The 21,075-nt window shown below is 67.1% G+C and carries 19 protein-coding genes; 11 read left to right on the top strand and 8 right to left on the bottom strand.

All coding sequences use genetic code 11. The features are described from left to right. The first annotated feature begins 170 nt into the window (after positions 1 to 170). From NWF34_RS09370 to NWF34_RS09330, 9 genes are read left to right on the top strand one after another with little or no spacing between them, the layout of a single operon-like run. Positions 171 to 1,226 (top strand): MSMEG_0568 family radical SAM protein, encoded by a 1,056-nt coding sequence (locus NWF34_RS09370; RefSeq protein WP_258324787.1) that lies wholly within the window; start codon positions 171 to 173, stop codon positions 1,224 to 1,226. Further along, positions 1,227 to 2,678, top strand: coding sequence for an MSMEG_0567/sll0787 family protein (locus NWF34_RS09365; protein WP_258324786.1), 1,452 nt, complete (start codon positions 1,227 to 1,229; stop codon positions 2,676 to 2,678). A gap of 40 nt (positions 2,679 to 2,718) precedes the next feature. Beyond that, complete coding sequence (locus NWF34_RS09360) at positions 2,719 to 3,582, top strand: carbon-nitrogen hydrolase family protein (protein WP_258324785.1); 864 nt, start codon at positions 2,719 to 2,721, stop codon at positions 3,580 to 3,582. Next, positions 3,579 to 4,706, top strand: a complete 1,128-nt coding sequence (locus tag NWF34_RS09355) for an MSMEG_0565 family glycosyltransferase (RefSeq protein ID WP_258324784.1) — start codon at positions 3,579 to 3,581, stop codon at positions 4,704 to 4,706. The genes NWF34_RS09360 and NWF34_RS09355 overlap by 4 nt, the downstream gene beginning before the upstream one ends. Beyond that, the gene (locus NWF34_RS09350; protein ID WP_258324783.1) at positions 4,703 to 5,713 is read left to right on the top strand and encodes a DMT family transporter; all 1,011 of its coding nucleotides are present in this window, start codon (positions 4,703 to 4,705) and stop codon (positions 5,711 to 5,713) included. Before NWF34_RS09355 ends, NWF34_RS09350 begins: the two co-directional genes overlap by 4 nt. Further along, a complete protein-coding gene (locus tag NWF34_RS09345; protein ID WP_204718232.1) occupies positions 5,679 to 6,092 on the top strand; it encodes a nuclear transport factor 2 family protein in 414 nt (137 codons plus the stop codon). Before NWF34_RS09350 ends, NWF34_RS09345 begins: the two co-directional genes overlap by 35 nt. Next, on the top strand, positions 6,089 to 7,123 hold the full coding sequence (locus NWF34_RS09340; RefSeq protein WP_204718231.1) for an LLM class F420-dependent oxidoreductase: 1,035 nt from the start codon (positions 6,089 to 6,091) through the stop codon (positions 7,121 to 7,123). The genes NWF34_RS09345 and NWF34_RS09340 overlap by 4 nt, the downstream gene beginning before the upstream one ends. After that, a complete protein-coding gene (locus tag NWF34_RS09335; protein ID WP_005195001.1) occupies positions 7,123 to 7,590 on the top strand; it encodes an SRPBCC family protein in 468 nt (155 codons plus the stop codon). Before NWF34_RS09340 ends, NWF34_RS09335 begins: the two co-directional genes overlap by 1 nt. 35 nt (positions 7,591 to 7,625) lie before the next feature. Then, positions 7,626 to 8,225, top strand: a complete 600-nt coding sequence (locus NWF34_RS09330; RefSeq protein WP_005195000.1) for an FKBP-type peptidyl-prolyl cis-trans isomerase — start codon at positions 7,626 to 7,628, stop codon at positions 8,223 to 8,225. A gap of 303 nt (positions 8,226 to 8,528) precedes the next feature. On the opposite strand, the gene NWF34_RS09325 is transcribed toward NWF34_RS09330, so the two are convergent. From NWF34_RS09325 to NWF34_RS09315, 3 genes are all read right to left on the bottom strand, one after another. Further along, positions 8,529 to 9,944 carry a cytochrome P450 gene (locus tag NWF34_RS09325; protein ID WP_258324782.1) on the bottom strand — a complete coding sequence of 472 codons (1,416 nt, stop codon included), beginning with the start codon at positions 9,942 to 9,944 and terminating at the stop codon, positions 8,529 to 8,531. A 106-nt stretch (positions 9,945 to 10,050) separates the two neighbouring features. Then, complete coding sequence (locus NWF34_RS09320) at positions 10,051 to 11,328, bottom strand: glycosyltransferase 87 family protein (protein ID WP_258324781.1); 1,278 nt, start codon at positions 11,326 to 11,328, stop codon at positions 10,051 to 10,053. Between the two features lie 91 nt (positions 11,329 to 11,419). Further along, positions 11,420 to 11,857 (bottom strand): globin domain-containing protein, encoded by a 438-nt coding sequence (locus tag NWF34_RS09315; protein WP_143932187.1) that lies wholly within the window; start codon positions 11,855 to 11,857, stop codon positions 11,420 to 11,422. 201 nt (positions 11,858 to 12,058) lie between these two features. On the opposite strand from NWF34_RS09315, the gene NWF34_RS09310 reads away from it, so the two are divergent. Together NWF34_RS09310 and NWF34_RS09305 are read left to right on the top strand one after the other, a co-directional pair. Next, positions 12,059 to 12,871 (top strand): hypothetical protein, encoded by an 813-nt coding sequence (locus NWF34_RS09310; RefSeq protein ID WP_258324780.1) that lies wholly within the window; start codon positions 12,059 to 12,061, stop codon positions 12,869 to 12,871. A gap of 347 nt (positions 12,872 to 13,218) precedes the next feature. Continuing rightward, positions 13,219 to 14,496: an HNH endonuclease signature motif containing protein gene (locus tag NWF34_RS09305; protein ID WP_258324779.1), complete on the top strand. Its 1,278-nt coding sequence runs from the start codon at positions 13,219 to 13,221 to the stop codon at positions 14,494 to 14,496. Positions 14,497 to 14,649: 153 nt separating this feature from the next. On the opposite strand, the gene NWF34_RS09300 is transcribed toward NWF34_RS09305, so the two are convergent. From NWF34_RS09300 to NWF34_RS09280, 5 genes are all read right to left on the bottom strand, one after another. Continuing rightward, complete coding sequence (locus NWF34_RS09300; protein ID WP_258324778.1) at positions 14,650 to 17,061, bottom strand: excinuclease ABC subunit UvrA; 2,412 nt, start codon at positions 17,059 to 17,061, stop codon at positions 14,650 to 14,652. 170 nt (positions 17,062 to 17,231) lie between these two features. Further along, entirely contained in the window at positions 17,232 to 17,642 is a 411-nt protein-coding gene (locus NWF34_RS09295) for a VOC family protein (RefSeq protein ID WP_005199977.1), read from the bottom strand. A gap of 20 nt (positions 17,643 to 17,662) precedes the next feature. Beyond that, a complete protein-coding gene (locus NWF34_RS09290; protein ID WP_005199978.1) occupies positions 17,663 to 18,094 on the bottom strand; it encodes a helix-turn-helix transcriptional regulator in 432 nt (143 codons plus the stop codon). 34 nt (positions 18,095 to 18,128) lie between these two features. Beyond that, positions 18,129 to 19,829, bottom strand: coding sequence for a phospho-sugar mutase (locus tag NWF34_RS09285; protein WP_182372220.1), 1,701 nt, complete (start codon positions 19,827 to 19,829; stop codon positions 18,129 to 18,131). Further along, positions 19,808 to 21,037: a glucose-1-phosphate adenylyltransferase family protein gene (locus tag NWF34_RS09280; protein ID WP_005199980.1), complete on the bottom strand. Its 1,230-nt coding sequence runs from the start codon at positions 21,035 to 21,037 to the stop codon at positions 19,808 to 19,810. The genes NWF34_RS09285 and NWF34_RS09280 overlap by 22 nt, the downstream gene beginning before the upstream one ends. Positions 21,038 to 21,075: the final 38 nt, after the last annotated feature.

The following is a 21,075-nucleotide window of genomic DNA, read 5'->3' as shown; positions in this document are numbered from 1 at the left end:
GAGCGGGATGCGGTCGTCGCCCGCCCTTCGTGGCTCGTCGCTAGCGCTCCTCGCACCTCAGGGAGCGAGGGGCGTCGATTGCGCTCCTCGCACCTCAGGGAGCAAGAGCGCCCCACGCACCTCAGGGAGCAGTAGATGCTCGCTATCCGGCACAAGACCTAGGAGTACCCATGACGGTATCCACACGAGTTGACCTGGCATTGATCGGGATTCGGGGTGAACCGCCGGTGCAGCGGACCGGCGGGGCCGGACCGAGCGACGACGGCCACCTGATGGTCGACGGACTGCACGCCGCGATCCCGCGGAACCCGCAGAGTCCGTTCGTCTTCGACGGCGACCGCGTGCTGTACGACGGGTTGGACGTCGGCATCGAGGTCGAGGCGATCGGGCGTCCCCGGTTCTACGACCTGCAGACCGCCGACGGGATCAGCTACGAGAAGATCGCCCGTCTACACGGGCGCAATGTCCTGGCGACAACGGTGGTGCAGACGTGCATCCGCTACGAGGAGTCTGAGCGGTGCCGGTTCTGTTCGATTGAGGAGTCGTTGCGGTCGGGGTCGACGATCGCGGTGAAGAAGCCGGAGCAGCTGGCCGAGGTCGCGCGTGCCGCGGTGGAACTCGACGGCATCAGCCAGATGGTGATGACCACGGGCACCACCAATGGCCGTGATCGCGGAGCTCGACATCTCGCACGATGCGTGCGCGCGATCAAGGCCGCGGTCCCCCACCTTCCGATCCAGGTGCAGTGCGAACCGCCCGCCGACCTCGCCGTGCTGGCCGAGCTGCGGGAAGCCGGCGCGGATGCGATCGGCATCCACGTCGAATCCCTCGACGACGAGGTGCGGCGTCGGTGGATGCCCGGCAAGTCGTCGGTGTCGATGGACGAGTACCGCGCCGCCTGGGCCGAAGCGGTGCGCGTCTTCGGTCGGAACCAGGTGTCGACGTACCTTCTCGTCGGGCTCGGTGAGGACACCGACGAGATGATCGCCGGCGCCAAGGAACTCGCCGACATGGGCGTCTACCCGTTCATCGTGCCGTTCCGGCGCCACGCCGGGACGCTTGCCGTCGACGTCGACGATGCGCCGGCACCGGACCCGGCCATCGTGGAGAAGATCAGTCGCGAGGTCGCGGGCCATCTCACCCTCATCGGGATGGCGGGAGCGGATCAGCGCGCCGGATGCGCGGCCTGTGGTGCGTGCAGCATCCTCCCGACGGTGGGTGGCTGAATGAGGACATCCAGCACAGACGTCGTCGGAGGTGAACTGTCGATCCTCGCCGGTCGACGCCGCGTCGCCGCGCGGCCGGACTTCCTGATCACGGTCGCCGACACCGCCGTCGAACATGCTGCCTACCGGGCGATGCGGCACCGCGAATTCGTCGAGCAGCAAGGGCTTTTCGCGCATACCGACCTCGATGACACCGACGACGATCCGCGCACGGTGGTCCTCGTCGCGACGTTGGCGGACGGCACGATCGCCGGCGGTGTTCGGGTCGCGCCCGTGCGCTGGCCCGGATCGTCGGACACCGAGGACATCGGCTGGTGGTTCGGCAGCCGGCTCGTGGTCGCCGACCCCGGCCACGCAGTCGGGATCGGTCCGGCACTCGTGCGGGCGGCGTGTGCGCACATCGAACAAGAGGGGGCACTGCGGTTCGACGCCACCGTGCAGGACCGCTACGCACGGATGTTCCGGCGGCTCGGCTGGGACGACTGCGGGGCCGGTCCGGTGATCGCCGGTCAGGCACATCGGGAGATGCGGTGGCCGATCGACCGCATCCAGCGGACCGTCGACGGCACCAAGGCCGTTCTCGCCGAAGCGCTTGCGCCGTTCGCCGACCAGGACGGCGGACTCGGGGCGGCCGGCTTCCGCGGTGACGACGGTGTGCCGTTGCCCGGTACCGACGTGATCGCAGCCTGCGATGCGATCATCCCGTCGATGATCGAACGCGATCCGGAATGGGCCGGATGGTGTTCGGTGCTGGTCAACATCAACGACCTGTCCGCGATGGGGGCACGGCCGATCGGCCTGCTCGACGCCGTCGGCGCACCCACGACCTCGCATCTCACCCGCATCATCCGCGGCATCTCCGCAGCCGCACGCGCCTGGCAGACCCCCGTTCTCGGCGGTCACACCCAGGTCGGCGTGCCGTCGGCGCTGTCGGTGACGGCGTTAGGGACCACCCGAAGCCCGCTGCGGGCCGGTGGCGGCGCGGTCGGCGACACCGTGACCCTGCACGCCGACCTCGGCGGATCGTGGCGGCCGGGTTACCACGACCGCCAGTGGGACTCGACGAGTTCACGAAGCAGCGACGAATTGTGTGCGATGGCAGGTCATCTCGCGACGGTCGCGCCTGCAGCCGCGAAGGACGTGAGCATGGCCGGGATCGCCGGAACGCTTGGCATGCTCGCCGAGGCGTCGGGCACCGGCGCCGAACTCGACGTGACCGCCGTGCCGCGACCGAACGACGCGTCGATGGGCGCGTGGCTGACGTGCTTCCCCGGGTACGCGATGCTCAGTACTGATCGGCCGGGGCGTCGCGCCGAGGCGCCTGCCCCGAGCACCCTGACAATCGCGGACTGCGGTCGTCTCACCGCGGAACCGGGCGTGCGCCTGCGATGGCCCGACGGCGCGGTGACGGTGGTGGTGGCGTCGACGGTCACCGGGCTGGGGGCCGCGTGATCGGACCTTCCCGTCGGTTCTCGGCCGGTACTGTTCGACCATGAGCACTGCCACCCTCGGTGCTCTCGCCGCGCACTTCGGCCGCGACGTGGAGCGCGGTGTGTCCAAGGCCGTCGGCATCGTCGAAGCAGCCGCGCGCGATGGCGTCGACCTGCTCGTCTTCCCGGACGCCACCCTGGGCGGTTACCTCGGCGACCTGCGCAATCCCGACCCCGACGAGCTGCCTCCGGCGCTGGATCCCGACGGACCCGAACTGGCCGCGATCATTGCCGCCGCAGGCGACACCACGGTTTGTATCGGTTACACCGAGGCCGGCGGCGACAAGCATTTCAACACGGCGGTGTGCGTGTCCGGGGACGGGATTCTCGGCTCGCACCGAAAGGTTCACCAGCCCGCCGGTGAGTCCCTGGCCTACGCGGCCGGTGACGAGTTCCGTGCCTTCGACACCCCGGTCGGCCGGATCGGCATGCTCATCGACTACGACAAGACGTTCCCGGAATCGGCCCGCACCCTCGCCCTCGACGGCGCGCGGATCATCGCTGCCCTGTCCGCGTGGCCGGCGAGCGTGACCGACCGCGCCGCCCGGCTGCCCGCCGACCGCCAGTCACGACTCTTCGACCTCTACGACTGCGCCCGCGCCGCCGAGAACCAGGTGTTCGTGGTCTCGTCGAACCAGACCGGCGTGATGGGGTCGCTGCGATTCCTCGGACAGGCCAAGGTCGTCGGACCCGGCGGCGACATCCTCGCCACCACACGGTCCAAGGGTGGACTGGCCGGCGTCACCGTCGACGTCGACGCCGAGATCGACCGTGCCCGCCGCGTGCTGAGCCACCTCGCCGAACTGCGCCCGGACACCTACCGCAGCGCGAGACGTCAAGCCGGGTCGATCGCGGACCTATCATGACCGGTGTGGACTCCCCCTCACTCCGCGTCGCGCTGCTGACCTACTCCACCAAACCCCGTGGCGGCGTGGTCCACACGCTGAACCTGGCCGAGGCGATGGCGCGACTCGGCGTCGACGTGACGGTCTGGTCGCTGGCACGCGGCGGTGATGAGGGGTTCTTCCGCGCGGTGGATCCGGCGGTGGCGTTGCGACTCGTGCCATTCGGCGATCGCGAGAACGAGACGATCACCGACCGCATCGTGCGGTCCATCGACACCCTGCGCGAGGCCTTCGACGCGAGCGCCTACGACATCGTGCACGCCCAGGACTGCATCAGCGCCAATGCCGTTGGGACGTGCATCCGCACGATCCATCACCTCGATCAGTTCACGACGCCGATTCTCGTCGAATGCCATGAGAAGGCCGTTGTGAATCCGTATGCGCGGATCTGTGTGTCGCGGGCGGTCGCCGACGAGGTTGAGCACGGCTGGGGGCTGACACCGGACGTGATCCCCAATGGGGTTGCGTACGAACGGTTTGCCGATGCGGCGTCGGATGTATCGGAAGCTGTTGAGGCGCGCGCCCGGTGGACCGGCAAGCTCGGCGAGTACGTGCTGGCCGTCGGTGGGATCGAGCCGCGCAAGGGCAGCATCGACCTACTCAACGCGTATGCGATGCTGCGTGAACGGCATCCGGAGCTGTCGCTCGTCTTCGCCGGTGGGGAGACGCTGTTCGACTATCGGGACTACCGCGCCGACTTCGACCGTCGCCGGGCCGAACTGGAGGTCGAACCGATCGTCCTCGGCAATGTGCCCGACGACGAGCTGCCGTCGCTGGTCGCGGCCAGTCGGGTGTTCGCGTTCCCATCGGTCAAGGAAGGGTTCGGACTGGCCGCGATGGAGGCGCTGTCCGCGGGGCGGCCGGTGGTGACGCGTGAGCTGCCCATTCTCCGGGAGGTGTTCGGCGACACGGTTTCCTACGCGTCGACGGTGCCCGAGCTCGCCGAGGCGCTGGCGGACGCGCTCACGCCCGACCCGACGCGCGTCGACGCCGGCCGGTCGTTGGCCGCGTCGTTGACTTGGGAGGACGCGGCGCGTCGTCATCTCGAGTTCTACGCCCGGCATCCGATGCCCACGCGCACATGACCCATGCGCGCGCCTCCGAACGCGCCGGGATTCTCGCCGTCATGCTGACGGCGTTTCTGTGGGGCACGTCGGGAACAGTCGCTGCCTTGGCTCCCGCGCTCAGCGCGGTCACGATCGGTGCCATCGCGATGTCGGGCGGCGGATTGCTGCAGGGTGCGATCAACGCTCGCGCGGTGCGTGCCGAGTGGCCGTCGTTGGTGCAGCGGTGGCCGACGGTGCTGGCGGGCGGCGTGTGCGTGGCGATCTACCCCCTGTGCTTCTACGGCTCGATGCGGATCGGTGGCGTGGCGCTGGGCACCGTGGTGTCGCTGGCGTCGGCGCCGTTGTTCTCGGCGGTGATCGAACGGGTGGCGGAGGGTCGGGCGTTGACGACGCGGTGGTGCGTCGCGTGCGCCCTGGGCATCGCCGGCAGCGTTGCGCTGGCCTTGTCGCGCAGCGAGTCGTCGCATGGTGACTCGGTCACCGGCAGCACCGCGTCGGCCTGGGGTGTCGTACTCGGGCTGGGCGCGGGCGCGACCTATGCGGGGTTCTCGTGGGCGATGCGACGCCTGATGAACCAGGGGCTCGCCCGCGGGGCGTCGGCCGGTGGCGTCATGGGACTGGGCGGGGTGCTGTTGCTGCCGGTGGTCGCGGTCTGTGTGCCGTCGGTGGTCGATTATCCGGAAGGCCTTGCCGTGCTCGGCTATCTGATCGTCGTGCCGCAGTTCCTCGGCTACGTGTTGTTCAGCCGTGGGTTGGGACGGATCGACAGTTCGACCGCCACCACCATCACCCTCATCGAGCCGGCGGTCGCCACAGTGCTGGCGGTCGTCGTGCTGTCGGAATCGATCACCGCGATCGGTTGGGCGGGCATCGCGGTGCTGGCGGTGGCGCTCGTCGTGTTGATGGCTCCCGCCCGGCGACGGGGATCGGTTAGCGTCGAGCGGAGAAGTACGCACAACGGCGTCCCCGCCGTGGATGAGGAGGACATGCATGAAGCAGTTCCGAGAGGCCGTCGAAGCACGTGACGCGCAGGCGATGCAGGATCTGCTCGCCGACGACGTCGTGTTCACCAGCCCGGTCGCGTTCAAGCCGTACCCGGGCAAGGCGATCACCTCGGCGATCCTGCGGGGCGTGCTGCGCGTCTTCACCGACTTCCGCTACGTCCGGGAGATCAACGACGAGGGCGGTCGGGATTCGGCGCTGGTCTTCGAGGCCACCGTCAACGGCAAGGCCGTCACCGGCTGCGACTTCATCCACATCAACGACGACGGCAAGATCGACGACTTCATGGTCATGGTCCGGCCGCTGTCGGGTGCGCAGGCCCTCGCCGAAGCGATGGGTGCGCAGTTCGACCAGATCGCGGCCGAGGCGGCCGCCGAGACGGCGGGCGGTGCCAACGCATGAAACTCGGACTGCAGCTGGGATATTGGGCCGCGCAACCGCCGGCCGGTCACGCCGACCTCGTGACCGCCGCCGAACAGGCCGGCTTCGACTCGATCTTCACCGCAGAGGCGTGGGGATCCGACGCCTACACGCCGCTCGCCTGGCTCGGGTCGTCGACGAGCCGCGTACGGCTTGGCACCTCGGTGCTGCAGCTGTCGGCCCGTACGCCGACCGCCTGTGCGATGGCGGCGCTGACGCTCGACCACCTGTCCGGCGGTCGGCACATCGTCGGACTCGGCGTGTCCGGGCCGCAGGTCGTCGAGGGGTGGTACGGGCAGAAGTTCGCCAAACCGCTCGGCCGCACGCGCGAGTACATCGACATCATGCGCCAGGTGTGGGCGCGGGAGGCTCCGGTCGCCAGCGCCGGACCGCACTATCCCCTGCCGTACAACGGCGACGGCGCGTCTGGGCTGGGTAAGCCGCTCAAGCCGATCACCCATCCGCTGCGTGCCGACATCCCGGTCATGCTCGGCGCCGAGGGGCCCAAGAACGTCGCGCTCGCAGCCGAGATCGCCGACGGTTGGCTGCCGCTGTTCTACACACCGCGCATGGCCGACACCTACAACGCTTGGCTCGACGAGGGATTCGCCAAGCCGGGCGCGCGACGCAGCCGCGAGGACTTCGAGATCATCGCGACCGCACAGATCGTCATCACCGACGATCGCGCCGCGACCTACGACGCCATCAAACCGTTCCTCGCCCTATATATGGGTGGAATGGGCAGCGAGGACACCAACTTCCACGCCGAGGTGTACCGCCGCATGGGGTACTCCGACGTCGTCGACGAGGTGACCAAGCTGTTCCGTTCGAATCGCAAAGAGGAAGCGGCGCAGATCATTCCCGACGCCGTCGTCGAGGACTCGGCGATCGTCGGCGACGTCGATTACGTCCGCGAGCAGATCAAGGTGTGGGAAGCGTCCGGCGTCACCACGATGCTGGTCTCCCCGCGCACCATCGAGGAGATCGATCAGCTCGCCGGCCTCATCAGCTGATGCTGTCCCCCGCCCGGTTCACGATCATCGACGACGTCGTCGCGTTCCCGACGCCCGTCGCGGAGACGTTCGACTATCTCACCGACCCGAGCAATCGGCCTGCGTGGCAGTCGAGTCTGCGTCGAATCGACGACCTGCAGGTCATCGGCGACCGGGCGGGTGACGTCGGCACCAGCTGGACCGACGTCACCGTCGTGCCCGGGGTGGCACCGCGTTTGGAGGTGACCGACTGCGAACCGCACCGGCTGTGGCGCGAGGTCGGCGGGTGGCGGAGCGTCGACGCGGTGCTGACGCTGGGCTTCGAGGAACGGGGTGACGGTGGGACGGATGTCCACGCCGAGGCGACGCTGACCGTACCCGCCATCGGGGTGCCGGTGCTGGCGGTGAACCGGTGGCCGGCGGCGACAGCGATCCGTGCCGACCTGGCCCGCGCGGCCCGGATTCTGGGCGGTGGCGGCGCTCGGTGAAGCATGCTTGCTCGGGTAGCGTGACCAGGGTGAACATGAAGAATGCGACGCTCGCGCTCGGCGCGGCCCTCGTCCTCACGGTGGCCGGCTGCAGCTCCGACTCCGATTCCGATTCCGGCACAACCGAAGCCACCGGTACCGCCGCAGCAGGCAACACCGACACCGGTTCGGCACCCACCAGCTGCCCCACCGCGTCGGCCAAGGACGGCGCCGAGCCGCAGTGGACGCTGAAGGGCGCCACCGGCGAGATGGAGATGGTCGCCGCCACCCAGAACGAGGCGCCGAAGATCACCGTCCAGTCGCCGTTCAGCGTCGATCAGACAGTGGTCGAAACCCTCGTCGAGGGCGACGGACCCGTCGTCGCCGAAACCGCCTCGGTCACGGTCTGCTACGTCGGAGTCAACGGACGCAACGGCGAGGAATTCGACAGCGCCTACCAGAGCGGCACCCCCGTCGACTTCCCGCTCAACGGCGTGATCCCCGGCTTCAGCAAGGCGATCGCCGGGCAGAAGGTCGGTTCCAAGGTCGGTGTCGCGATGACGTCGGCCGACGGTTACGCCCAGGGCCAGCCGAGCGCAGGCATCGAACCCGGCGACACCCTCATCTTCGAGATCGGGATTCTCGCGGCTTCGTAGGGGTCCAGAACGAAACACGAAGGGCTGGTGACTGTTTGGTCACCAGCCCTTCGTGGCTCGTCGCTAACGCTCCTCGCACCTCAGGGAGCGAGTGGTGGCGTCGACCGCTCCTCGCACACCTCAGGGAGCGAGTGGTGGCGTCGACCGCTCCTCGCACCTCAGGGAGCGAGTGGTGGCGTCGACCGCTTCTCGTTTCCGACTGCCGAACCTCAACTCGACCGGCAGACGTCGATCGAAGTCTGCCGGTCGGGGTTGAAGTCGACCGGCTTGCGGGGCCTCGTGCTGGACGGAAGAACTCGCTCGTTACAGCGCCCGGTGCCGGATGTCGATCGGCAGACCGTCGGCCGGGGTCGGGCCGGTGCCGTAGGTGAGCTCGGGCTTGTAACCGGCCGGGACGGTCCACTCGAAGCGCTGCAGCATCTGGTGCAGGATCGACTTCACTTCCATGCCACCGAAGTACAGACCGATGCACTTGTGTGCGCCGCCACCGAAGGGGGCCCAGGCGAAGCGATGAACCTTGTCCTCGCGACGCTCCGCCGAGAAGCGCTCGGGATCGAAGTGGGTGGGGTTCGGCCACCATTCCTTGCGGAGCATGGTCGCCCACGGGTGGATGGCCAGCAGGGTGCCCTTCGGGATGTGGTGGCCGCAGATCTCGGTGTCCTCGATCGCCATGCGGAACAGCATGCCGACGGGGGCGTTGAGGCGCAGCGTCTCCTTGAAGGCGAGCTCCATGCTGGGGAGCTTGTCGATGTCGTCGTAGTCGATGGTCGGCTTGTTGAGGGCCAGCGACTCCTCGCGCAGGCGTTGCTGCCACTCGGGGTGACGACCCAGGAAGTAGGTCAGCATCGACAGCGCGATGGTGGACGTGTCGTGTGCGGCCATCATCACGAAGATCATGTGGTTGACGATGTCCTCGTCGGTGAAGGTCTCACCCTCGTCGCTCTCGCTGTTGCAGAGGACGCTGAACAGGTCGTTGGCGTCGTTGCCGCGACGCAGCGGGATCTCGGAACGGAAATACTCCTGCAGGACCTCGCGGCCGCGGAGTCCCTGCGCCCAGGTCCAGTTGCCGACGTCCTTGCGGATCATGGCCTGCCCGCCGCGGACCGCGGCCTCGAAGGCCTTCTCGAGGCGGTGCGCCTCCGCTTCGCTCACATGCGCACCCATGAAGACCTCGGTGGCGAGCGAGAGGGTCAGGTCCTTGGTGTTGGAGTACATGTGGAAGCCCTTGCCCACCTCCCAGTTGGCGAGGGTCTTCTCGATGTGCGGGGTCATGATGTCCAGGTAGCCGTTCAGGCGGGGCCGGCTGAAGGCCTGCTGCATGATGCGACGGTGCTGCATGTGCTCGTCGAAGTCCATGAGCATGACGCCCCGGCGGAAGAACGGGCCGATCATCGGCTCCCAGCCGAGCTCGCTGGAGAACGCCTTGTTGCGGTTCATCCACACGGCCTCGATGGCGTCGGGACCGACCAGGGTCACCATGTTCATGCCGAGGGCACCCGACCAGGACACCTGGCCGTAGCGGTCGAAGCGGTCCATCGCCGACTGCAGCGGGTCTGCAAGGGCTTGCAGCGTGTTGCCCAGGTACGGGATACCAGGATCGCCCATCACCGGCTTGAGACCGGAGCCTGCAGGTGGATCGGCCAGCGGACGCTCTTTGCTCGGGTACAGGCTGCTCAGCTTGCCGAGCGCGGTCTGCATCTGCTTCTTCCGACTGGCCATGAACTCGTCACTCCCCATTGATCCGATGTGCGTTACATCACTATGCACCATTGGAACGGATTTTGTCGATTGTTTCTTGAGGCGTGTGTCGAGAGGTGGAAGTGGCTCAGCCCGCCTCGTTCTGGGCGGATTCGACGGCAAGCGGCGACGTGAGCCGCGGCGCGAACACGCCGAACGAGATGATGACGGCCAGACCCCAGATCAGGTACGCCGACCCGGCGATGTGTTGCCACCAGGCCCACGACAGCTCGGCGTCGTAGCGCTGCGGCAGGTGCTGATGCGGGGCGTACGCGAAGATGACCAGTCCGGTGCCGACCAGCCACCCCCAGATCTGCGACGCGCCGGGGCGTACGGCCAACGCGATCAGCACCATCAGCAGCGGCACGATCCAGACCCAGCTGTGGTCCCACGCGACCGGCGAACAGTACAGCCACGCGAAGGCGACGGTCAGCACGGCGGCGACCTCGATCGTCTCGTCGCGACCTGACGGACTGGCCGCCGAGGCGGACAGCAGACGCCATGTCGACCATGCGATGAGCAGTCCGATGACGAGGGCAGCGCCGAACCAGACGAGTTCCGACTCGATGCCGAGTCGGGCCACCTCACCCTTGGCCGACTGGTTGTTGGCGAACTGCGGACTCCCGATGCGCTCGGTGTCGAACAGGGTGGACGTCCAGTAGGTGACCGAGTCGTCGGCCGCCAGCAGGAACCCGACGCCGGCGTAGGCGACGGCCGACACTGCGCCGACGATGAGTGCACGCCAGTCTCGTCGAAGGAGGAACAGCAGCAGAAAGACCGCCGGGGTGAGTTTGATCGAGATCGCCAGACCGACCAGCAGCCCACGCCACCACCGTCCGCGACCCAGCAGGGCGTCGACGATGACGAGCGCCATCAGGACGATGTTGATCTGACCGAAGTTCAGGGTGTCGCGGACCGGTTCGAGCCACAGGCCGACGCTGGTCGCGGCGGTCGCGAGCCACCACAGGTCCGTCGACGGGCGATCGGTCAGGTGTGCGACGACGATCCGGCAGACCAGCAGCAGGCAACCGATGGTGACCGCGGTGAACAGTCCCTGCCCCAGCCCCAGCGGGACGAAGGTGAACACGGAGAACAGCGCGGCGGCCAGCGGCGGGTAGGTGAACGGCAGATACGAGCCGCCGCCGAGCGTCGGCAGCGTGCCGTAGAGGTCGCCGTTGTCGAGGAAGACGCGGCCGCCCATGCGGTAGACGTCGAAGTCGATGCGGTAGGGCGCGGGCGGATGGTTCGGGAGGACGAAGATCGCGACCGCCGCGCTCACGAGGAAGACGACAAGCGTCAACCGGCGCGCCCATGCCGAACGGAGATAGCGATCGATCACCGACCGGGGAATGTCCACAACTGTCACGAGCCCTCTCTTCCGAGCGGGATCGTATCGCGGCGGACGGGAGTATCAGCGGGGGCGGCGGTGACCCCGCTGAGGACTCATGTGCTGGGCCTCAGGCCGCGCCGGATTCCTCAGCGGTTTCCGACGTGGCGTCGTCGGGATAGCCGTCGAGCATGATCGTCGCGACCGCGCCCAGCGCTTCCTCCCACGCCGAGGTCATCGCCGGCGTCCACGACTCGCCGCCGATCTCGCTCATGGCGGCGATCATGCATTCGGCGACCGCGCTGTACATCGGCCTGGTGACGCCGAGGCTCGCATGCCGCTTGCCGAGGGCGTGCAGGTTGGTGGTGAGCCAGTCCGCGTCCTCGAGATGATCGAGCACCGAGACGACGGCGGTGCGCAGCATCTCGGCCTGAACGCGGGTGTCGCGCTGGAACATCGGTTTCACGCCGGGATAGCGCTCGAAGAGGATGTCGTAGAACCGGACGGTGAGACCGGAATCGGGTAGATCGACGAGGGCCAGGCTTTCTTCCAAGAGTTGTTTGTCCATGCGCAGACCCTGCCGCCGCGTCGTTGCGGCTGGGCTGTGGTGCCGCAAGGTCGAGGTAACGGTGATCTCACACGCGGGGATCAGGTGTGTGAGATGTTTCGCGGGTTCGCGGTCAGGTGGAGCTCGCAGTAGGCTCCACGTTCAGGTGCATCGGAACCCGTCGCCTTCGCGCTACGGACCGTCGAACTTCCGAAGGCTATCGTGAATTCTGTATTTCGCGCAGATGTGCTGCGCGTCCCCGTCCACGTCGACGCATTCGAATACGGCTGCTGCCGAACGCCTCCCCGCGTCGGGGAAACGTTGAGCGGGCAGCTGTCCGCATATCCGGCTCCGAACGGTCGGGCCGTTGCCACCCATTGGGATCGTGTCCGTGATGTCGTCGTCGTCGTCGGTGAGGCCGTCGCTCGGTGGGACCCGGCACACGGAGATCCGCTCGGCCGACCGATCGCGATGTCACTGTCATGGCACGACAACTCCCCGGCAGGTGTCGAGGCGACCGGGGTGATCTCTTCGGCACATCAGCTCTTCTGCAAGCCCGTTCCCAGCCCTGAGCGGCCACGCGTCGAGCTCCGACAGCTCGTGACCGCTGTCGAGAAGTTCCCCGCCGATCTGATCCAGGACGACGGGACCGTGCTGGTTCCCGGCGGAGTAGAGGTTGTTCTCGACGAGTTGGTACTGGTCGAGCCGACCGCGGCGGACGCGGCTCAAGCCCGAGCCGCGGCAGATCTACGACGCCGGACGCTCACACTCATGGGGCCGGCCATATGTATGGGGACGGTCGTCCCCTACGAGGGTGAGCGTGTTCGGGTCGACCTCGACGATGACCGGCTCACCATCTCGGGGTCGACTTCCGCACCGACCGGGACGGTCACCGGAACCGTGAGACAGCTGGGCCGGCTCGAGTCGAACGGAACATTCTCGATGGTCGTGCCGGTGTCGGCGCCAGCGGGCACCCCGACCGTGGGCGTGGTCGGCGACGTTCTCGTGGTCTTTGTCGTCGACCCCACCAACTGAAGAAGGCATTAACCCGGGCTCGAAGAACTCACCACTCCTGTCCGTGATCCGTCACGAATGTGACTGGTGTAACTCAGTTCCGGCGTGTGGTCGACCACACGGAAGATCCCGCTGGTTCAGCGACCCCTCCAAATCCCGAACTGTGGAAAAGCCTCGCACTCGAACGTATGTTCGGGTACTGTGGAGTCATGCCGGAGCTCACCCCACTCTTCGACCAGAAGGGCCAGGGCAGCCGGCGGGCAGTTCTTGTCAGACCACCGATGTAGAACTGACCACACACGATTATTCATGACAGAGCAGTAGTCAACGACGGTTTCACACCACCGCACGTATACCTCAGAAGAGGGATGGCTGCCATCATGATCGACACTGAGACCACTGCGCTCACCACTTCACTCGACGCGGTCCTCGACCGACTCGCCGAGATCACCCCACCCACCGACGATTCCACCGGCCGTCTGACGTACGAACAGTTGGAATGTTGGCGATTGATCCGCAACCTGGCTGATCACCAGATCGCGACGCATGCAGCACAACTCGACGATCTCGGCGTCGCGGCCAAAACGGGTTCGACCACCAAGAAGCTGCTGGTCGAGATGGGGTTCCCGCCCGCAGCAGCCACCCGCACCACACGGATCGCCGAGGCTCTCGGCACACTGAGCAAGGTCGAGGCCTGCGCCGCTGACGGTCGACTCTCCGGCGAAATTGTCGACGCCATCGTCCGCGGCGTCGCTGTGATCGAGAAACGCTGCCCCACAGCACTATCCGACGACAACCGCATCATCCATCAAACCGAACTGCTCACCCAGGCCCTCTCCGGTGCCACACCCACAGACATACAGAGGTGCGCACAGACGATCTGCAATACCCTCGCCGACGACCAGGACTGTAACCCTGCCTGCGACGACCGCACTCTCAACACCCTGTCTCACCACCTCACCGACGACTCCCGCGTCGACATCCGCGCGAACATCAACCAGGCAGTCGGGGAGAAATTCATCGCGATGATCGACGAGCGCTCCATACCTCGTCCCGAACCCGACGGCGCCGCCGACCGACGCTCCGCCGATCAACGACGCGCCGACGCCCTCGAAACACTTTTGGATCAAGCCGCCGTCGGAGCCGCCATGGACACCATCGGCACACCGCGAACCCAAACATTGCTGACCATTCCCGCCGACGGCGACGACCCCGCCCACCTGCCCTGGACGGGGCCGGTCACCAACGCCACCGCCAAACAACTCTCATGCGATGGCACCCTGACCGAGATCATCATCGACGGCGAGACCGTGCCCCTTCGAATGGGACACGAAAGGCGCCTGTTCCCACCACATCTGCGCAAAGCGATCATCCTCCGCGACCAGACGTGCATCAAATGCGGTGCACCGCCCTCACACACCCAGGTCCACCACATCCTGCACTGGTCCGACGACGGGAACACCGACCTCGACAACGGCTGCCTGCTCTGCCAACGCTGCCACACCCAGGTCCACCACCACGGCTGGGACATCGTGATGGGGTTCGACCGGCATCCGTGGCTGGTCCCACCCGTCGAGATCGATCCGCAGCGTCGACCCCGCCCTGCCCACAACCGCCGCACCATGCGTCTCGACGACGCCGCATGACAACAGCTTTCGCGTAGCACCTTTCGCATCCGGCGATTAAGCACCGAGCCGGGACCGCAGTCGTTCTTTGACAAGTCCACAGTGTGAAAAGCGAGCCGACGGATTCCGTCCTGCTCAGCAGAGATGCTGAGCAGGACGGAACACCGGGCACCGTCAGGCCCCGACGTACTCAGCCAGGTGTTGGCCCGTCAACGTCGACCGGTCACCAACGATGTCGGCCGGTGTTCCCTCGAAGACGATCCGACCGCCGTCGTGGCCGGCGCCGGGTCCGAGGTCGATGATCCAGTCCGCGTGCGCCATCACCGCCTGGTGATGCTCGATGACGATCACCGATTTGCCCGAGTCGACGAGCCGGTCGAGCAGCCCGAGGAGCTGTTCGACGTCGGCGAGATGCAGGCCGGTGGTGGGTTCGTCGAGGATGTAGACGTCGCCCTTCTCCCCCATGTGCGTGGCGAGCTTCAGCCTCTGACGCTCGCCTCCCGAGAGCGTCGTGAGCGGCTGGCCGACCTTGATGTAGCCCAGACCGACGTCGACCATACGATGGAGGATCTTGTGCGCTGCCGGCAATTTGGCGTCGCCATCGGCGAAGAAGGCCTCGGCCTGCGCTACGGACATCTCGAGGACTTCGCTGATGTTGCGCCCACCGAGGGTGTATTCGAGCACCTCCGCCTGAAAACGCTTGCCCTCGCACACCTCGCAGGGGGCCGCAACCCCGGCCATCATCGCGAGGTCGGAGTACACGACGCCGGCACCGTTGCAGTTCGGGCAGGCGCCCTCCGAGTTGGCGCTGAACAGAGCGGGTTTGACGCCGTTGGCCTTGGCGAAGGCCTTGCGGATCGGTTCGAGCAGTCCGGTGTAGGTGGCCGGGTTGGAGCGTCGGGAACCCTTGATCGCGGTCTGATCGATCGAGACCACCCCCTCGGCGTTGGCGACCGACGAGTTGATCAGCGAGCTCTTGCCCGACCCGGCCACACCGGTGAGCACGACGAGGACGCCCAGCGGGATGTCGACGTCGACGTTCCGCAGGTTGTGCATGTTCGCGCCGCGGACCTCGAAAGCGCCACTGGGAGTGCGGACCTCGGGTTTGACCGAGGCACGGTCGTCGAGGTGACGACCGGTGAGGGTGTCGGCGGAGCGGAGTTCCTCGACCGTGCCCTCGAAGACGATCTCGCCTCCGTCGGTGCCGGCTCGCGGACCGAGGTCGACGACGCGGTCGGCGATGGCGATGACCTCGGGCTTGTGTTCGACGACCAGCACCGTGTTGCCCTTGTCCCGCAGGGCGCGGAGCAGGTCGTTCATGCGCTGGATGTCATGTGGATGCAGACCGATCGACGGCTCGTCGAAGACGTAGGTTACGTCGGTGAGCGAGGACCCGAGGTGCCGGATCAACTTGGTGCGCTGAGCTTCACCACCGGACAGGGTGCCGGCCGGACGGTCGAGGGACAGGTAGCCGAGACCGATGTCGACGAACGCGTCGAGATGCTCGCGCAGCGATTTGATCAGCGGCGCGGCCGACGGCTCGTCGAGTTCGGCGACCCATTGCGCCAGATCGCTGATCTGCATTGCGCAGGCGTCGGCGATGGAGATGCCGTTGATCTTCGACGACCGGGCCTCGGCGGTGAGTCGAGTGCCGTCGCAGTCCGGGCAGGTCTGGAAGGTGATGGCGCGGTCGACGAAGGCGCGGATGTGCGGCTGCATCGCCTCACGGTCCTTGCTCAGCATCGACTTCTGGATCTTCGGGATCAGGCCCTCGAAGGTGATGTTGATGCCCTCGACCTTGATCTTGGTCGGCTCCTTGTAGAGCAGATCGTTGAGTTGCTTCTTGGTGTACTTGGCGATCGGCTTGTCCGGGTCGAAGAAGCCGCAACCGCGGTAGATCCGCCCGTACCAACCGTCCATCGAGTAACCGGGGATCGTCAGTGCGCCCTCGTTGAGCGACTTCGACGCGTCGTAGAGCGCGGTGAGGTCGAAGTCGGAGACGTCGCCACGGCCCTCACACCGCGGACACATGCCGCCGGTGATGGAGAAGCTGCGGCGCTCCTTGATCTTCTGGCCGCCCTTCTCGACGGTGACCGCACCCGCACCGCTGATCGACGCCACATTGAAGGAGAACGCCTGCGGGGAACCGATGTGCGGCTTACCCAAGCGGCTGAACAGAATTCGGAGCATCGCGTTCGCATCGGTGGCGGTGCCGACCGTCGACCGCACGTTGGCGCCCATGCGTTCCTGATCGACGATGATCGCCGTCGTGAGTCCTTCGAGGACGTCGACGTCGGGGCGGGCCATCGACGGCATGAAGCCCTGGACGAACGAACTGTAGGTTTCGTTGATGAGGCGCTGGGATTCGGCGGCGATCGTGCTGAAGACCAGTGAACTCTTGCCGGAGCCGGAGACACCGGTGAACACCGTCAGACGGCGTTTGGGCAGCTCGACGTCGACGTTCTTGAGGTTGTTCTCGCGGGCCCCGTGCACCCGGATGCGGTCGTGGGTGTCGGCGGGATGGGGGTCGTACTCTTCGACCGGGGCGGATCGGGGCGTCGACTTCGTGCGCGCGGCTGGGCTCATCGTGTCTCCATCGTGGCGGCGCATGCCGGTGCGCAGCCATCGTCGTGTTCGGGCAGTATTTCCGGTGTCGTATCGGTATGACTGGATCCAACCAGGAGAGTCATCGGCGATTCGACGACTCCCCCGGCCAGTGCTTCAGGTGGCGGCAATCGACCGGCGCCGCACACGGTTCACGCGACCTGGTCGATACGGATCAGGTTGCCGGCGGGGTCGCGCACCGCGGCGTCGCGGACACCGTAGGGCTGGTCCATCGGCTCCTGGATGATGTCGACGCCACTGGCCTGCAGCTTCTCGAACAGTCCGTCGAGGTCCTCGGTCGCGAGCGTGAGCGCGCCGTAACTGCCCTTGGCGATCAGTTCGAGGATCGTCTGACGTTCGGCGTCGGTGATGCCCGGGTCCGCGGCCGGCGGATGGAGCACGATCGAGGTGCCGGGCTGATTCGGCGGTCCGACCGTCAGCCAGCGCATGCCCTCGTAGCCGACGTCCTTGCGGACCTCGAAGCCGAGGAGGTCGCGGTAGAAACCGAGCGCGGCCTCGCCATCGGTGTGCGGAAGAAAGGTGTATTGGATGGTGATGTTCATGGAAGTCAGGCTAGGCACCCTCACCCCCGCTGCGCTTCTCGATTCCTGATCGGTCTCGTGATGTTCTTGGCCAGACACGCGGGGATCCCGTCGGTGGCGTCGGCGGACTGCTCGCGGTAGACCGTCGGAGGCACCCCGACCAGTTCGGTGAACCGTGTGCTGAAGGTGCCTAGCGATGAACAGCCCACCTCGAAACAGACCTCGGTGACGCTGAGATCGCCACGACGCAACAGAGTCATCGCTCGTTCGATGCGACGTGTCATGAGATACGAGTACGGCGACTCCCCGTAGGTCTGACGGAACTTGCGGCTCAGGTGTCCAGCCGACATGTTCACGCCCCGAGCCAGCGCCTCGACGTCGAGCGGCTGGGCATACTCGCGGTCGATCCGGTCGCGGACCCGGCGGAGCAAGGTCAGGTCACGCAGTCGCTGGTCGGAATCGGAGCGGGCCACGGGTTGATCGTAGGCGTCGGATTCGGAACGTGGGTCAGCCGCGGAGAAGTGCGGCCATGTCCGCGCTGATCGCTTGCAGCCGTTCGGCGGCGCGGGCGTGCGGGATCTCGCCGTCCGCGCACGCGAGGACGACCTCGAGGTAGCACTTCAGTTTCGGTTCGGTGCCCGACGGCCGCACGATGACCCGATCGTCGGCGGCGGTACGCAGGACGAGTGCGTCGGTCGGCGGAAGGTCGGCGGAACCCGGCGCGAGGTCGAGGATCTCGACGACCTCGGAACCGGCCAGCGTGTCGATCCTCGTGGTGCGCAACCGGTCCATCATGTGGCCGATCTCGCCGAGGTCATCGACGCGGATCGTCAGCGGGACGGTCGCGTGGTGGCCGTGGCGTCGGCCGAGGTCATCGAGGAGGTCGACGAGTGCGCGGCCGTCGGCGGCGAGTTCTTCGACGAGGCTGATGACGCGGACCATCGCCGAGATCCCGTCCTTGTCGCGCACGGCCTCCGGGTCGGTGCAGTACCCGATGGCCTCTTCATAGCCGAATCGCAGATCCGGTGTCCGGGCAATCCATTTGAAACCGGTGAGGGTCGCCGCGAACCGCAGACCGTGATGGGCGGCGATCTTCCCCAGCAGCCGGCTCGACACGATCGAGCAGGCGAGCGTGTTCCCGTTGCGACCGGTGTCGCGGGCGGCCTGTTCCCCCAGCAGCCAACCGATCTCGTCGCCGGTGAGCTGGCGCCAGTCGTCGTCGGTGGGGGTGGCGACCGAGCAGCGGTCGGCGTCTGGGTCCAGGGCGATGACGACGTGTGCGCCGACGTCGCGGGCGAGATCGAGGGCGCGGTCGAGGGCTCCGGGTTCCTCCGGGTTCGGGAAGGCGACGGTCGGGAAACCGGGGTCGGGCGCGAACTGCTCGTCGACGACGTGGATGTCGTCGACGCCGGCGGCACGCAGCACCGCGAGAGCGGTCGCACCGCCGACCCCGTGCATGGGCGTCAGGACGACGCGCACCGAGCTGGGTTCGGTGCCGGGTCGAAGTCCGGCGGTTCGGGCGATGTAGGCGTCGGTGGTGGCATCGTCGAGGGCCACGACAGCGGCGGCGTCGCGGGCGATCTCGTCGGCCGGTGGCGCGGCGTCGATGAAGGCGGCGATCGATTCGTCGGCAGGCGGGACGATCTGGACACCACACCCGGCAGGGTCGGTCGCGCGTCCGCCGAGATACACCTTGTAGCCATTGTCCGCGGGCGGATTATGCGACGCGGTGATCATCACTCCGGCATCGCAGTCGAGGGCGCGGGTCGCGTACGCGGTCACCGGTGTCGGCAGCTGACGAGGGAGCGTCATCACCGTGAGGCCCTGTGCGGCAAGGACTTCGGCGGTGGCCTCGAGGAAGGCGTCGGAACCGTGCCTCGCATCGCACCCGACGACGACGCGCGCGTCGGGTCCGACGGTGTCGATGAGGTGGCGACCGAGGCCGTATGTGGCGCGGGTGACCACCGCGACGTTCATGCGCGTCTCCCCCGCCCCGACCTCGCCGCGCAGGCCGGCCGTACCGAAGGTGAGTGGGCCGCGGAATCGGTGGTGGAGATCGGCGGCGGCCGCAGCATCTCCGGAGTCCGCCGCGTCAATGAGGCGGGTGAGTTCGCCACGGGTCACCGGATCCGGGTCGTGGTCTCGCCAGGTACGCGCGGTCTCGATCACCCGCGCGACGCTATCAGTCAGCGGATGCGACGCTGACATTCGACGCGGTCACCGAGAGACACCTTCGCCCCGCGCTGGATCTGGGTGTCCATCCCGATGAGGGTGATCTTCTCGGTGGGCACCGGCCGGGTTCGAGGATGGCCGCCGATCGTCGCCTTCGGCCCCACCCGGACACGTTCGTCGAGGATCGACCACGCGACGGTCGCCCCGGCGCCGATCACAGTGTCACTGAAGATGATCGAGTCGACGACGGTGGCACCCTTCTCGACGACCACACCGGGCCCGAGGACGCTACGTCGTACGGTTCCGCACACGTGGGCGCCGCTGCTGACGAGGCTGTCCTCGACAACCGCACCGGCTTCGATGCGGGCCGCGGTACGTTGCGGCTGGTTCGTCAGAACCGGTCGCTCGGCGCGGAAGACGTCGATCTTTCCGTCGATCAGATCTCTGTGTGCCTGCAGGTAGGTCTCGGGCCGGCCGGCGTCGATCCAGTACCCCGACATCGCGTGCGCCACCGTCTTTCCGCGTTCGACGAACCACGGCACGAGGTGTTCGCCGAAGTCGCCGAGGCCGGTGTCGTCCTTCGCCGAACCCACCGTCGTCTCGCGCGCCAGACCTTCCAGTCCTTCGATGAGCACCTGCGGGTCGTAGATGAAGATCTCGGTGGCGATCGTGCGCGTCGTCGCACGGTCTGGCTTGTAGCGGAACTCGCGGACAGTACCGTCGCGGCGGGAGGTGACCGTAGCGTGCTGGGATGCCTCCTCCAGCGAACAAGTCGTGGTGACGATGGTGCATTCGGCGCCACGGCTGCGATGGGTGTCGAGGGCGTCGCGGAAGTCGAAATCGTAGACGTGGTCGGCGCTCATGACGATCACCTCGGCCGGGCCGTGTCGGGCGATCCGGTCGCGGATCCGGTACAGCAGGTCGGCGTTGCCGGTGGCGAAGCCGTCCTCGGTCTCCGGGGCATCGGTCTGCTCAGGCATGACGATCCGCAGTCCGCCGCTGGTGCGGTCGAGATCCCAGGGGCGTCCGCCGGCGACCAACTGGGTCAGCGTCTCCGCCTCGTACTGGACACACAGCCAGACATCGTCGACGTGACTGTGGTGCAGGTTGGACAGTGGGAAGTCGATGAGTTGATAGTTCCCCGCGAACGGCAGCGCCGGTTTGGCCCGCCGATCGGTCAACACCTCCATTCGGGAACCACGCCCACCGGCTTGCACGATCGCGAGAACATCAGAGTGCCGCATCACCCCAGTGTGCCCGAGAGCTCGGGCTGTACCGGGAT

Source organism: Gordonia sp. GONU, assembly GCF_024733855.1.
In the GTDB taxonomy this organism is placed as follows: Bacteria; Actinomycetota; Actinomycetes; order Mycobacteriales; family Mycobacteriaceae; genus Gordonia; species Gordonia amicalis.
Note: the sequence above shows the minus strand (reverse complement) of the source record. Positions and strands in the feature narration are given on the sequence as shown.

Coding starts and splice junctions, on each gene's coding strand:
- NWF34_RS09370 (WP_258324787.1), top strand. CDS start 171: ATGACGGTATCCACACGAGTTGACCTGGCATTGATCGGGATTCGGGGT.
- NWF34_RS09365 (WP_258324786.1), top strand. CDS start 1,227: ATGAGGACATCCAGCACAGACGTCGTCGGAGGTGAACTGTCGATCCTC.
- NWF34_RS09360 (WP_258324785.1), top strand. CDS start 2,719: ATGAGCACTGCCACCCTCGGTGCTCTCGCCGCGCACTTCGGCCGCGAC.
- NWF34_RS09355 (WP_258324784.1), top strand. CDS start 3,579: ATGACCGGTGTGGACTCCCCCTCACTCCGCGTCGCGCTGCTGACCTAC.
- NWF34_RS09350 (WP_258324783.1), top strand. CDS start 4,703: ATGACCCATGCGCGCGCCTCCGAACGCGCCGGGATTCTCGCCGTCATG.
- NWF34_RS09345 (WP_204718232.1), top strand. CDS start 5,679: ATGAAGCAGTTCCGAGAGGCCGTCGAAGCACGTGACGCGCAGGCGATG.
- NWF34_RS09340 (WP_204718231.1), top strand. CDS start 6,089: ATGAAACTCGGACTGCAGCTGGGATATTGGGCCGCGCAACCGCCGGCC.
- NWF34_RS09335 (WP_005195001.1), top strand. CDS start 7,123: ATGCTGTCCCCCGCCCGGTTCACGATCATCGACGACGTCGTCGCGTTC.
- NWF34_RS09330 (WP_005195000.1), top strand. CDS start 7,626: ATGAAGAATGCGACGCTCGCGCTCGGCGCGGCCCTCGTCCTCACGGTG.
- NWF34_RS09325 (WP_258324782.1), bottom strand. CDS start 9,944: ATGGCCAGTCGGAAGAAGCAGATGCAGACCGCGCTCGGCAAGCTGAGC.
- NWF34_RS09315 (WP_143932187.1), bottom strand. CDS start 11,857: ATGGACAAACAACTCTTGGAAGAAAGCCTGGCCCTCGTCGATCTACCC.
- NWF34_RS09305 (WP_258324779.1), top strand. CDS start 13,219: ATGGCTGCCATCATGATCGACACTGAGACCACTGCGCTCACCACTTCA.
- NWF34_RS09300 (WP_258324778.1), bottom strand. CDS start 17,061: ATGAGCCCAGCCGCGCGCACGAAGTCGACGCCCCGATCCGCCCCGGTC.
- NWF34_RS09295 (WP_005199977.1), bottom strand. CDS start 17,642: ATGAACATCACCATCCAATACACCTTTCTTCCGCACACCGATGGCGAG.
- NWF34_RS09285 (WP_182372220.1), bottom strand. CDS start 19,829: ATGTCAGCGTCGCATCCGCTGACTGATAGCGTCGCGCGGGTGATCGAG.
- NWF34_RS09280 (WP_005199980.1), bottom strand. CDS start 21,037: ATGCGGCACTCTGATGTTCTCGCGATCGTGCAAGCCGGTGGGCGTGGT.